At 52.1% G+C, this 12,714-nt stretch carries 14 protein-coding genes; 4 read left to right on the top strand and 10 right to left on the bottom strand.

Features of this window, described 5'->3' with window-relative positions; translation table 11 throughout:
• Positions 1 to 31 precede the first annotated feature (31 nt).
• The 3 genes from H142_RS0106340 to H142_RS0106330 form a co-directional block, all read right to left on the bottom strand.
• Positions 32 to 640: a redoxin family protein gene (locus tag H142_RS0106340; protein WP_017931272.1), complete on the bottom strand. Its 609-nt coding sequence runs from the start codon at positions 638 to 640 to the stop codon at positions 32 to 34.
• A 121-nt stretch (positions 641 to 761) separates the two neighbouring features.
• On the bottom strand, positions 762 to 2,867 hold the full coding sequence (locus tag H142_RS14650; RefSeq protein WP_017931271.1) for a protein-disulfide reductase DsbD family protein: 2,106 nt from the start codon (positions 2,865 to 2,867) through the stop codon (positions 762 to 764).
• Positions 2,868 to 3,039: 172 nt separating this feature from the next.
• Positions 3,040 to 3,822: a SapC family protein gene (locus H142_RS0106330; protein WP_017931270.1), complete on the bottom strand. Its 783-nt coding sequence runs from the start codon at positions 3,820 to 3,822 to the stop codon at positions 3,040 to 3,042.
• Between the two features lie 173 nt (positions 3,823 to 3,995).
• On the opposite strand from H142_RS0106330, the gene H142_RS0106320 reads away from it, so the two are divergent.
• The 4 genes from H142_RS0106320 (at position 3,996) to H142_RS0106305 (ending at position 7,251) form a co-directional block, all read left to right on the top strand.
• Positions 3,996 to 4,484, top strand: coding sequence for a transcriptional repressor (locus tag H142_RS0106320; protein ID WP_017931269.1), 489 nt, complete (start codon positions 3,996 to 3,998; stop codon positions 4,482 to 4,484).
• A gap of 2 nt (positions 4,485 to 4,486) precedes the next feature.
• Positions 4,487 to 5,407, top strand: a complete 921-nt coding sequence (locus tag H142_RS0106315) for a thioesterase family protein (RefSeq protein ID WP_156811904.1) — start codon at positions 4,487 to 4,489, stop codon at positions 5,405 to 5,407.
• An 82-nt stretch (positions 5,408 to 5,489) separates the two neighbouring features.
• The gene (locus H142_RS0106310; RefSeq protein WP_026147842.1) at positions 5,490 to 6,782 is read left to right on the top strand and encodes an SDR family oxidoreductase; all 1,293 of its coding nucleotides are present in this window, start codon (positions 5,490 to 5,492) and stop codon (positions 6,780 to 6,782) included.
• 1 nt (position 6,783) lies between these two features.
• Positions 6,784 to 7,251: a DUF2269 family protein gene (locus tag H142_RS0106305; protein WP_017931266.1), complete on the top strand. Its 468-nt coding sequence runs from the start codon at positions 6,784 to 6,786 to the stop codon at positions 7,249 to 7,251.
• Between the two features lie 88 nt (positions 7,252 to 7,339).
• On the opposite strand, the gene H142_RS14645 is transcribed toward H142_RS0106305, so the two are convergent.
• From H142_RS14645 to H142_RS0106265, 7 genes are all read right to left on the bottom strand, one after another.
• Positions 7,340 to 7,915 (bottom strand): GNAT family N-acetyltransferase, encoded by a 576-nt coding sequence (locus H142_RS14645; protein ID WP_017931265.1) that lies wholly within the window; start codon positions 7,913 to 7,915, stop codon positions 7,340 to 7,342.
• A gap of 145 nt (positions 7,916 to 8,060) precedes the next feature.
• A complete protein-coding gene (locus H142_RS0106295; RefSeq protein WP_051048546.1) occupies positions 8,061 to 8,669 on the bottom strand; it encodes an extensin-like domain-containing protein in 609 nt (202 codons plus the stop codon).
• A gap of 126 nt (positions 8,670 to 8,795) precedes the next feature.
• Complete coding sequence (locus tag H142_RS0106285) at positions 8,796 to 9,599, bottom strand: S1 family peptidase (protein WP_017931262.1); 804 nt, start codon at positions 9,597 to 9,599, stop codon at positions 8,796 to 8,798.
• Between the two features lie 8 nt (positions 9,600 to 9,607).
• The gene (locus H142_RS0106280) at positions 9,608 to 10,027 is read right to left on the bottom strand and encodes a DUF350 domain-containing protein (RefSeq protein ID WP_017931261.1); all 420 of its coding nucleotides are present in this window, start codon (positions 10,025 to 10,027) and stop codon (positions 9,608 to 9,610) included.
• Between the two features lie 115 nt (positions 10,028 to 10,142).
• On the bottom strand, positions 10,143 to 10,670 hold the full coding sequence (gene ppa, locus H142_RS0106275) for an inorganic diphosphatase (RefSeq protein WP_017931260.1): 528 nt from the start codon (positions 10,668 to 10,670) through the stop codon (positions 10,143 to 10,145).
• A 58-nt stretch (positions 10,671 to 10,728) separates the two neighbouring features.
• On the bottom strand, positions 10,729 to 11,346 hold the full coding sequence (locus H142_RS0106270) for a LysE family translocator (RefSeq protein WP_017931259.1): 618 nt from the start codon (positions 11,344 to 11,346) through the stop codon (positions 10,729 to 10,731).
• A 101-nt stretch (positions 11,347 to 11,447) separates the two neighbouring features.
• Positions 11,448 to 12,671 (bottom strand): argininosuccinate synthase, encoded by a 1,224-nt coding sequence (locus H142_RS0106265; protein WP_017931258.1) that lies wholly within the window; start codon positions 12,669 to 12,671, stop codon positions 11,448 to 11,450.
• Between the last annotated feature and the right edge of the window lie 43 nt (positions 12,672 to 12,714).

Here is a 12,714-nt window from a genome sequence, read left to right as displayed (position 1 = left end):
CATCGGCTGTCATGAGACGTAAAAGCTCTTCTTAATACTTTACGCTACATCCATAGGCTTCGGATTGCATGGTCTGCGGGGTTTCTCCATTTTCTACTGCGTCCAGTGCGGCCAAAACATAATTTGTTGCGGCGGGGATAGTTGCAGGATCAGAGCTGCGATTGCTGTCAATCGCGCCCTGATAGACCAGGTTTCCAGCAGCATTGATGACATACATATGCGGCGTTGTTTTAGCGTCATACATACGGCCCAAATCGCCCGCCGGATCCAGCAGGACGGCGGTTGGAAACGCGCCATAATTTTCCGTAAGGGTATTGGCGCCTGCGCCGTCGACATAGCCTTGTTTGCCGGGAGCCGATGAAATCACGGTAAGCCAGACGACGCCGTTATCGGTCGCGTCTTTTTGAATTTTTTGCATATTGCCGCTATTATAGTGTTTTTTTACGTAAGGGCAGCCATCATTGGTCCATTCAAGGACAACAGTTTTACCCGCAAAATCGGACAGGCTGTGAGACACGCCATTACTGTCTACGGCTGTAAAGCCGGGGGCGGCGTCGCCTGTCTTTACAGCGGCCAGAGCGGGGATTGAAATGGCGATTGCGGATGCGGCGGTTAAGGCAAGCAAGGTGCGACGGATCATAGTCTCTCTCCTGATTTGAACGAAATGTGCGGGCCGACAATCCCGCTATATACCTTATATACGCGATATATTCGTAAAGGTTCAATCGGCTCACAGAGACGTGAAGCGAAATGTGATAAGGCTAACCGCCCTGTAATATTTCGATCACTTTTCCCGAAAAAAGAACTTGCGGCAGAATCTGTGCCCCTGCGGGATCATGCGCCTCCCCGGCCGCCAGTGGCGGAAAATAGAGATAAAGCGGCACGCCGGCGCGGCCGTACAGTTTCAGTTCTGCAGCGATAACATCGTCGCGGTTAGTCCAGTCAGCGACCAGAAAGGCGGTGTTGGTTGCGTTAAACGCCGCAGCCACATCTTTGTCAGCGAGTGCGCCTCTCTCGTTAACCTTGCAGGTCACGCACCATGCCGCAGTGAAATCAACAAATACGGCACGGCCTTCTGCGCGAAGCTCCGCCACTTTTTGGGGACTCCAGACCAGTTTTTCATAGCCGGCATCTGCCGAAAGCGTTCCTATAGCGGCGTCTGTTTCGAGTGTGAAGGGCAATGCTACGGCTACAATAAGGGCCAGAATAGCCAGCGCTTTAAAAGCAATATGGGTGCGGCGCAGCAGCCATATACCGAAACCCGCGAGCAGCATGGCGATTAAGACTTTGGCCGCGCCGTTCGCGCCTGTCTGCTGGCTGACAACCCACGCCAGATAGATGGCGGTTGCAAACATCGGGAACGCCAAAATTTCTTGAAAGGTTTTCATCCAAGGCCCGGGCTTAGGCAGGCTTTGTAACAATTTGGGCACGTAGCACAAAATAAGGAACGGCAAGGCGAACCCCAAGGCCAGCGCCGCAAATACGGCGATCATGCTCATCATCGGGGCCGCAAGGGCGTAACCAATTGCGCCTGCCATAAACGGCGCCGTACAAGGGGTTGCCACGACAACGGCTAGCGCGCCTGTCGCAAAAGATCCGCCCAGACCGCGGCGGGCCGTTAAATCCTGCCCGGTATTTTGCCAAGGTCCGGAGATATCAAACACACCGAGAAGACTTAACCCGATCATAAACATCAGCAGCGCAAGCACCGCCGGAATGGCCGGGTTTTGAAATTGGAATCCCCAGCCAATAAGCTGTCCGGTGGATTTGATAACAATTAATATGGCAACCAAAATAGCAAATGTCGCGAAGACGCCGCCCGCATAGGCCCAGCCTTTAGCGCGGATTTGCGCGGCGCTCATCGCGCCGGATTTGGCAAATGATAGTATTTTTATAGAGATGACCGGAAAGACGCAGGGCATAAGGTTGAGAATAACCCCGCCCAGCAGTGCAAATAGCACGGCGATCAGAAGGCTAATCTCTCCGCCTGCAATTGTCGATGCAGAGGGGATGACGGCGAGACCGACGTCAAGCGGCGGGCCCGGTTTTGCCGTGAGGTGCACGCCTTTATACTCACCGTCTTGGGTAAAGGCGAGAATGAACGGGATCTCGGACTCAACTCCGTTTTCGGTTTTATATCCCGGCACGAGGCGTGCGCGCAAGCCTTGCGGGCCAAGGGTGATTTGCTGCGCGTCGCTGGGGGAAATAAAGCTGGGCTCATCGGGGAAAATATAGGCGTCTTCGATAACGCCGTCAGCGAGCTCCATATCCGCAACATCAACGAACAGCGCGCCATCATCCAAATAGGCGCTGGCTTTGGCCGCGCTGGGCGGCGGCACTTTTTTTAACGTGCGTTCGATATTATTTTGCCAGCGATTATCAATCTGCGGCTCTCCAACACGGAGCGACAGAGAAAAAGGCACGGTGCGCGGAATGCATATCTCGGCGCAGACCAGCGCGTAGGCGGAGCCGGACAGGGTCAGTGTCTCGCCGGGCACTGAATCCTCTGACGCCGTAATTAATACCGGAAAGAGCGCGCGGCCTTCATAGCCGTAATTTATAATAGGCCCTGTCGCCACGGCTTTGGGCGTCGCCCAGATGATCTCTCCGGCCATAAACGCAGTGCGCGGGTCCAGATCTATTTGCAGGCTCTCCCCGCTATCGCCGGGATTTTTCCAATAGACATGCCAGCCCGGCTCCATCGCCCATTGCACAGCCATGTAGAAACTTTGCCCCGGCGCGATGACATCGTGATCTGTCACAACAGTCACGCGCGATTCATCAATCTCGACGCCGGATGTCTCTGCCGCATAGACAGGCGTAAAGACGGTCATGGCGATCAGCCAGCATAATACTAATTTTGACATGTGACGCATACAGGCTCCTAAGCTATCTCATATAAGCTAAGGCCAAATTCTCAATAGGGTATTACGCCCCATAAACGCATTGTAATAATGCGGGGCGCATAAAAAACCCGGCCTGCAGATACGCAAACCGGGTTAAATAAAATGCCGAATGTTTCGGCCCTATATCAAGAGCTTACGCTTTTTGCTCGTCGGAAATCTTGCGAAGCGTGATATTTACTAAACGCTGCCAGTTGGATAGGGACAGGATGTGCGCATAAGCAACGGCAAGGTAACCGCGGTCAGAGAATAAACGCAATGTCGCGTCATCAAGCTTTTTCAAGCGCTCTTCGGTGATCGCGAAATATTCAGCGATTTTTTGTTTTTCCGCGAGCGACCCATCAGCATTATTGCCTTGGAAATTCATTTCTTTTTGTTCGAACAAATCATGCTCGTTGAAAATTTTGATCATTTCTTCGGTCGCGCGGCGGTCACGCTCAAACGCTTGGAGGAACTCAAAGGCTTCCTGGGTGAACGCGGATAATTGGTCGCCTTCAAAGAAAGGGCGCTCGGGATTTTTCTTAACCACACAATCCGCTTGTTCGTCGACGCAGACAACGAAGCGGTTATTGGCTTCGTCACCGGCCAGGACAAAGGGATAGCGGCGTGCAAAAGCAGGCATATAATAATCAGGGTTAAATTGACCGTCCTCTTGTACGAAAAGGTTTTCTTCACCGCGAATACCCATAACGGCCAGCGGGTTCTTATTCGCGCCGGCAAAAATGATCGGGTAGCTATTTGCTGCCGCGCCGAATTCAGGAGCGGTAATAGGAACAAAGTGGGATTTGCGCAAAAAGTCAAAGGGCTGCGGTTTGGCAGAAACGCCCATTTTGCTATGCGCCTCTTTGGTTAGCGGTTTCGGGTTTTTATAAAGGAGAACGTTTCCGGTAATGCCGGTACTTTCGGGGGCTTTGGCCATGATGGGTCCTATGACTTATTTGTTTTGGTGGTGGCAGGCCTGTCCTGCCGGAATTCTCGCGCGCTCTTAGCGGATATAAGGGCTATTCTCAAGCCGCGATATAATTGCGACGCACAAGGGTGGCGCAAGCCCCGCCGCCTGTGATAAAGACAATCAAATCACAGGAAAGATTCATGAGCACGCAACAACACCCTGCCCACATAAAGGAGTCGCACAACCATGATGATGATTGCGCTCCCGGGGATCTGGATCACCATTTAGCGATAGCCAAATCGATTTGCGACGCAGCTGGTGAAAGGTTCACGCCGCTACGCTCTCATATTTTCGAGTTAATCGTTAACACCCAAGAACCCGTCAAAGCCTATGACCTTTTGGATCGATTGCATCCCGATTACGGCTCACCACGACCGCCGACTATATACCGTGCGCTGGAATTTCTGTCCAAACTTGGGCTCATCCACCGCGTCGAAGCGCTAAATGCCTATGTCGTCTGTGACCATGTCCACGAAAATGCCCGCGCGGAATTCTATATTTGTGACAGCTGTAACAAGGTAATCGAGCGCCACATCAGTGACCACAGTGTTACTCCGCCCGCAGGGTTTACCGTCAAACGCTCCATTGTGGAACATTACGGAATTTGTCCTGACTGCGCTGCAGCGTAATTATGGAGCCGATGCCGCTGACATGGGTAGGGGAGTGTAGCGCGTGGGAATGTGACGAGCTGGGCCACATGAATATGCGCCACTATGTCTATAAATTCGCTCAGGCGCGGGCGCGCTTTGCCTATACGCTGAACTTACCTGAAGCCGTTGAGTACGGCGCAACATCACAAATCCGCCCGACCGACTGCCATATCCGTTATCTGGCCGAAGCGCGGCCCGGCGCGCCGCTGCTCATCCGCTCCGGCGTCTTGGCCCTGTCCGATCACGGCGCGGATATTTTGCATATCATGTATCATGTTGACGGTCGCCCCGCCGCCACTCTGCGCGAGACTGTCGAGCATATTTCGCAGCGCACATTAGGGCTATTTGAGTGGCCGCAGCGCACCCGCGACGCCGCACAAGGCAATATGACAACCCTGCCCGATTTCGCGCGCCCGCGCGGCGTCGATTTGAACGCTGCGCCGCAGCGCCCGGATGCTGAGCAAGTCAAAGCATGGGGACAAAATTATATTGGCACGGGCGTCTTTCTTCCCGAAGAAGCCGACAGCTTTGGCCGTATCGCCCAGCCCGCTCTGTTCGGACGCGTGACCTCGACGGTCGGGCATTTCGATCAGGCCTGGCCGGAGAATTATGATGCCGATAATTACGGCAAGATCAGCGGCGCCTTGCTTGAAGCGCGGCTGGCCTTCGGCCCCGACGCCCTGCCCGGTCAGGCCTATGATTTTTACAGTGGCATTCAGGCCGTGACTGAGAATGTACGAACATTAGTTCATATTATGGTGAACGCCGAAGACGGCAGCCACATTATGAGCATGTGCGGCGTCGGCGGGTTGATGGACCTGACGGCGCGCCGGCATATGAAAACGGGCAAAGCCGAGATCAAATCCCTAAGCGCTCTGGCGATTGAAGAGTTGAGCATTTAGGGATTAACGCGAAGCAAGTTAAATAATGTTTTCTCGCTTATTAAGCCAACATAAGGCCAATCTAATAATGTCTGAAGGTCATATGAGAGTTCTTGTTCTAGGTGGATACGGGCTTATCGGCTCGGCCATAACAAAGAAGCTTATCCGCGATGGCCATGCCGTTACAGGGTTGGCGAGGTCGGCGCAAAAAGGGATGACCCTTATACCTTACGCAAACTGGATAGGGGCTGATATTTCGACCCTGACGCAGCCGGAAAGCTGGCATGACCATCTCGATCAAATTGATATCGTCGTAAATGCCTCTGGCGCGTTGCAAAATGGACTTTCTGATAATATTAAAACGCTGCAGCAGGATGCAATTATTGCCTTAATTAAGGCCTGTGAACAGACAGGCGTAAACCGCTTTGTCCAAATATCCGCCCCGGGCGCTGATATAAGTTCCTCAACACTATTTTATAAAACCAAGGCCGCTGCTGATAATTTTTTGAAAGACAGTACGCTTGATTGGACAATTTTTAGACCCGGACTTGTGATCGCACCTCACGCCTATGGCGGAACAAGCCTCATACGTACACTCGCCGCTTTTCCATATATTCAACCCATTTTGATGTCTAAGACTCCGATCCAAACCGTGTCTATTGAGGATGTGGCCGATGCCGTGTCTATCGCCATAAATGAGCGCATCATTTCCGTAGATGTAGATCTTGTGGAAGAAAATCCCCAAACTTTGCTGGACCTTACCTTGGGTATTCGGGCTTGGTTGGGGTTCACGCCCGCCAAAGCCGTCTGGTTACTCCCTTTTTGGGTCGGAAAATCTATCGCACGTTTCGCAGATTTAGCAGGGTGGTTGGGATGGCGCTCCGCACTTCGAACGACGTCACTTACCGTTTTAGCAAATGGAGTCACGGGTGATGCAAAATCGTGGCAAGACCTATCTAATAAGGCCAACAAAACATTAGCTCAGACTTTAAATGATCTCCCCTCAACAATACAGGAACGTATTTACGCGCGGGTCATGCTCATTTTTCCTTTTTTAATACTGACGCTGGCTGGGTTTTGGATAACCTCAGGTATCATTGGATTTGCGCAACATACTGAAGCTACCGCAAAGCTTGAAGATGTCATGCCTGAGACCCTCTCATATTTATTTGTTTGGCTAGGCGCATCAGCCGACATTTTAATCGGCGCGGCATTATTGTTTCGCCCCCTGACGCGCTTTGCCTGTTTTGCCTCTGTTTTTGTATCTGCAAGTTACCTCGCTGCGAGCGTATATTTCACGCCGCATTTATGGGCTGACCCTCTAGGGCCTATGGTGAAAGTTTTCCCCGTCATGGCTTTAGCACTCGTCATTGCCACTTTAATGGAAGACCGTTGATATGTGGGTTGATTTTTTACGATGGGCCCATGTCATAGGCGCAACCGTTCTTCTCGGGACAGGCGCAGGCATTGCTTTTTTTATGGTTATGGCGCACCGGACACGCGACACAAAAATTATAGCCCATACAGGCAAATACGTTGTCATCGCCGATTGGGTTTTCACCACCTCTGCCGTTATTATCCAACCCATTACAGGCATTTTGCTTGCCCGGAAAATAGGCTGGCCTCTGCTGGAGGGATGGGTTCTTTGGTCTCTCCTGCTGTATGTTTTGGTCGGTGTCTTTTGGTTACCTGTTGTGTGGATACAACATCAGCTTAGAAATATAGCCAAAACGGCTGACGAAAATGCAGAGGCACTGCCCGAACGTTATTTTCGTCTATACCGCATATGGTTCATGAGTGGTTTCCCTGCCTTTTTTGCCGTTCTGGCTATCGTCTGGCTCATGGTGAGCAGGCCAGTAGTATAAATTCGGTAGCAGGTTCGCAAATTCAGATCTTCATAGCGGCGAAGGCCGATCTTATGGTTTTGGTTTAAACGTGAGACAATTTTAAACTCTAAAACGCTTTAAAAACGGCCTCTAAGGTGACACTCGGAGATTGTTTTAATATGCGCAATGCCGGCCTAAGTTCGATTTCCATATGTCTGACATGTGTAACAGAATTTAATGAAACGCCTCCCAACCACCGGAAAAGAGATAGTCCGGCTGCATTCTCGCTCAGGACATCCAGTTCGACGTGGGTAAAACCTTTATCAACGGCCTCGGAGAATAAACACGCGATGATAGCTCGGGCAATGCCTTGGTCGTGATAATCATCCAAGACGGCAATTGCAAAATCCCCTCTGGAATACGGTAAGTAATCCGCGCGGATGATATGCGCGGCGGCAATGGCAGGTTTTGTATCAAGACTGGAGTCTACCGCGCCCCACGCTAAATGATTTTTCCCCTCAAATGTGATAAGCTTGTCTAAGACAGATTGCGGCGCTTGCTTAAAGCTAGAGAAAAACCGAAAGTATCGGGACCGATCCGATAGAGCCATTATTCCAGCTTCGATCAATGGAGCGTCCGCATTATTTAAGGGCCGCAGACAAAGATCACGTCCGTCGGACATTTTAGTGTGTACCGCATCCATAAAATACCCATCCGGTTAACTCTAGACCTAATATATTCTGCAAGGAAAGGGTTTCTTGTATTATAAAATTGCGAAACGGCGATGCACATTCCATAGACACCTATAGCGAAATATACTTTCCCCGGCTGTATTGCAGCTTAATTTTCTAGCGGCAAATACGGCTTGGCCCCATATCGACATGGAAGTGATTGGCGTGGGCGGCGTTGTAATCCGGAGAGAGCGTCACACGGAAAATGCCGCAGGCCTCATCGCGGGCAGCGCGTAGAAACTCCGCCTTTGGCCCCGCCTTATCCCAGTCTTTAAGCACGCTAATGGTTGTGCCGTCTTCAAGCACAAAGCCTGAAATATCCCACGCATTGGCATAGGCGTGTTCAGACAGACGGCTGGTGCCGGCAACATTGCGGCAGCTATATGTATCAAAATGTAAAACTGTCGTGACGCGCTTACCTAAAATCTCCTGGGCGCGGATATTCATCTGTTTGATCCACAATGTATTGGCGGCGGCCATGGGGCAGCGGTTCATAACTTCTGACGGGGAAAATCCAACATCGTGGACGGCGGTCATATTAATACCCAGATCCCAGCCGCAGCCTTTCTCTGTCTCTCGCGGGGGCTCTATAGCAAATTTTAAATCCGGCAACTGCGTCTCCATCGCGTTTTGGCAGACAGCGTCATTGGCGAGCTGGAACGCGAAAAGCTGGCTACTGGTCGCAAGGCCCATAGGCCGCGACAGGTCCAGCGGTTTCCACGGCAAATGCTGCGGCGGGACATATTTATTGCCGATATAGACTGCGCCGCCGGCAATGACGGTAAAAACAAGCAGAGGATTAAGCAGGATTTTTAATGCAGGATGGATAAGTCTTCTCCGTTAGCATGACCGTTACGCGTCTATCAGACAAATAACTTTGGCAATACGCCGGTCGCGGCGATAGCTATCGGCCTCCGTGCCGTAATTTGTGAGATTCAGCGCGCGGGTCCGGCCCGTCCGCTTGGGCGTTGGCACGAGGGATATCATATTGGACGGCACAACCGTATAGACGCGTCCGCGCCGCGGACTTTCCGCCGTGACAACACCGATCAGCTCGCCGTCCTTGTCGAGCACGGGCGCGCCCGACAGGCCGCCCAAAGAGCCGGTAAGACCGCGTGAACGCCGCGTCTCTGCCCAAGCAAAGACCGCTTCACGGCTATTATAGCGTCCGCGCGTAATCATGCGGTTGCGGCCCAGCAAAGATCCGATAACGTCGCCCGCCTTGCCTTGCGGATATCCGAAAAAATAGCCCGGTTCATTAAGGCGCCGGGGTTCCGTAAAATCGGGGGTGAGCGGCGGACGCGACCAGCTTGTACGTAATATAGCCGTATCCGTCGTTTTCGATATCTCGACACTGTCCACTTTGACGCCTGTGCGCGGGCCGCTGACCAAGCCGACCTGATCACAGCCATCGACAACATGCCGCGCGGTCAGCCAGCTGCCGCGATTATCGATTGCAAAGGCCGTGCCCATACCCGACTGGCGCGGTTTGGTCTGGACCAAAACATCGGGATCAGTGGGGAGAATATCCGGCAGAGCAGGACCCAGTTCGGGGCTTTGCTGCGGAGTGATTTCGTTATTGGCGCGTGCTGCATAGAAAAAAATCAGTCCGAGAACCAGCGCGTAAATAGACCAATCAGGAGGTTTGAACGCCATATACTATGTTAGAACTTTACGAAAATAGCGGAAGCCAAAAGGATAGAGCCCGAAATTTTAAAGCTCGCCAGTATAATAGCCGCGCTCATATCATTTGCGATGATACGCTGTGGCAGACCGCGCAGCATCAGATCGGTCATACGAAACAGAAACAGCTGCAGCAAAATCGAGACACTGCCCCAGATCAACATGTCATAAAGCGTTACGGATGAGGCCATACATGAGGCTAGAGGCAAAACCAGCGCGATCAAAAAAGCGCCAAATGATGTCGCTGCGGCGACATTGCCTTCGCGGATCAGTTCGATTTCCTTATGCGGGGTGAGTTTAACATAAACCACCATGCCGATCACATATAGTACTGCGGCCAGCACCAGAAAGAATATCAGCGTCGGAAAGCCGGACGCTAAGGATTGTAAGGCGGGGTCCATATATCAGTCCAAAACTACGGAGCAGCCATGCCCCTCTTTTCAGGCCCTTGAGCAAGGGTCAAAGCGTTCTAGAATATGAACCCAAAGCGGCGCAAGGGCTTATGCAAAACGGTAACTAATCTTTGTGTGCCGCAATCGCGGCCTGGATAAGCTCTCCGGCTTTCTCCCGGCCTTCCCAGCCCACGATTTTAACCCATTTCTCAGCTTCCAAGTCTTTATAATGAGCAAAGAAATGTGGAATGCGGTCTTGCAAGACTTGCGGCAGATCACGGTAAGTCTGAACTTGGTCGTAATATTTTGTCAATTTTTGATGCGGCACAGCGACTATTTTCTCGTCCATTCCGGCCTCGTCTTCCATCAGCAAAACACCAACAGGGCGCGCGCGCACAACAGAGCCGGGCATTAAGGCACGCTGCCCGACAACTAATACGTCGATCGGGTCACCGTCATCAGATAAGGTGTGCGGCGTGAAACCGTAATTGCAGGGATAACGCATGGAGGTGTACAGGAAACGGTCAACAAACATGGCGCCGCTGGCCTTATCCATTTCATATTTGATCGGTTCACCGCCCAGCGGCACTTCAATAATTACGTTAATATCGAAGGGCGGATTTTCGCCAACACTGATTTTAGAAATGTCCATAACGGGGCCTTATTATTCGTCGCGCGCTCTATAGCCGATAGGTACAGAGTTTCAAGCTCTATGCTGTGAAGATTATGGCCGCCGTGCCCGCGATAATCATAATCAGGCCGATAATAATATTGAAGAGCCGCGCCGCGCGTTCATCGCGCAGCACGTCCCGAATGAGACGGCCAAATGCGGCATAGACGGCAAGGCCTTGGAGCTCCAGATAGGTCAGAGTCGAAATCATCATGAAAAATTGCGGCGCAATTGCGCGCTGCGGGTCAAAGAATGTCGGCAAAATACCGGCAAAGGTCACGAGCGCCAGCGGATTAGTCAACTGCAAGGTCAAGCCTTTGAGATAAAGCTTGGCGCGCGGCGGCACTTTGGCCTCCGATTTGAGCATATGATCGACGGGCGCGCGCATAATGGAAACGCCGAGCCAGAAAATTACGAAAAGCCCTGCAATCTTTAGCGCGAAAAAAGCCTGCGGGAAGGCGCTGGCCAGCGCGGCTGCGCCTGATGCCGCGATCAACAGCCATATGACATTGGCCGACGCCACGCCCAGCGCGGCCATCATGGACGGCCAGAAGCCATAGCGAAAGGAGCTACCCATCACCAACATGACGGCGGGGCCAGGGGTTAAGCCGCCCACAAAAAACAGGGCCACAAGGGCAATCCAGGTTTCAAAAGACATAGGGGTGCGCGCAAAGGTGAAAGACAGGGCGGGCTAGCGCGTCAGCTTGCCATTGTCATCCGTATTGCACCCAAAATATACTCTAAAAGAGCCGAAATACCCTAGTCGTTCTTTCCGGCCTTGCGGTCACGGGCTTTAAGAAGGCGCAGGCGCAGCGCGTTAATTTTGATAAATCCGCCCGCATCGGCCTGGTCATAAACATCATCTTCCTCAAACGTCACATGCTCTTGGCTATAGAGCGAGTACTCGGATTTACGGCCAACGATATCGACATTGCCTTTATATAGTTTCAAGCGAACCATGCCTGTGACCAGTTCTTGGGATTTATCAATAGCGGCTTGGAGCATCTCACGCTCGGGTGAGTACCAATATCCGTTATAAATCAACTCTGCATATTTCGGCATGAGCTCGTCTTTAAGATGCGATGCGCCTTTATCCATGGTGATTTGCTCAATCCCGCGATGCGCCATCAGCAGGATTGTGCCGCCAGGCGTCTCGTAAACACCGCGTGATTTCATGCCGACATAGCGGTTCTCCAAAAGATCCAAACGGCCAATACCGTTCGCGCCGCCCAGCTCATTGAGCTTGGTCAGGATGGTCGCCGGAGACATGACCTTCCCGTCAATGGAGACCGCGTCGCCGCGCTCAAACCCGACTTCAATATAAGTGGCTTTATCCGGCGCGGCCTCTGGCGAGACTGTGCGCTGATAAACAAATTCCGGCGCTTCCTCATACGGGTCTTCAAGCACTTTGCCCTCAGATGATGTATGCAGCAGGTTGGCGTCGACTGAAAACGGCGCTTCGCCGCGTTTGTCTTTGGCAATTTCGATGCCATGCTTTTCAGCATACTCAATCAACTTATTACGGGAATTTAAATCCCATTCGCGCCACGGCGCGATGACTTTAATTTCCGGATCCAGCGCATAATAGGCCAGCTCGAACCGGACCTGGTCATTGCCCTTACCGGTTGCACCGTGACAGACGGCATCCGCGCCGACCATATGGGCGATTTCAATTTGGCGTTTGGAAATCAAAGGTCGCGCAATAGACGTGCCGAGCAGGTAAAGTCCTTCATAGAGCGCATTGGCGCGAAACATTGGAAAGACAAAATCGCGGACAAATTCTTCGCGCAAATCGTCAATGTAAATTTCTTTAACGCCTGCGGCCTCGGCCTTGCGGCGCGCCGGTTCCAGCTCTTCACCCTGGCCCAGATCGGCGGTAAAGGTGACAACCTCACAGCCTTTTTCTTCTTGTAGCCACTTCAAAATGATGGAGGTATCCAGACCACCGGAATAGGCGAGAACAACTTTTTTTGGCGAGGCCATATAGGGCTCCTTATTTTGAATTCGCCGCGCTGTTAGCGCCTCT

The organism is Robiginitomaculum antarcticum DSM 21748 (genome assembly GCF_000365025.1).
GTDB classification, from domain to species: Bacteria; Pseudomonadota; Alphaproteobacteria; order Caulobacterales; family Maricaulaceae; genus Robiginitomaculum; species Robiginitomaculum antarcticum.
The sequence above is the reverse complement of the archived record's forward strand: the minus strand, read 5'-3'. Positions and strand labels throughout refer to the sequence as shown.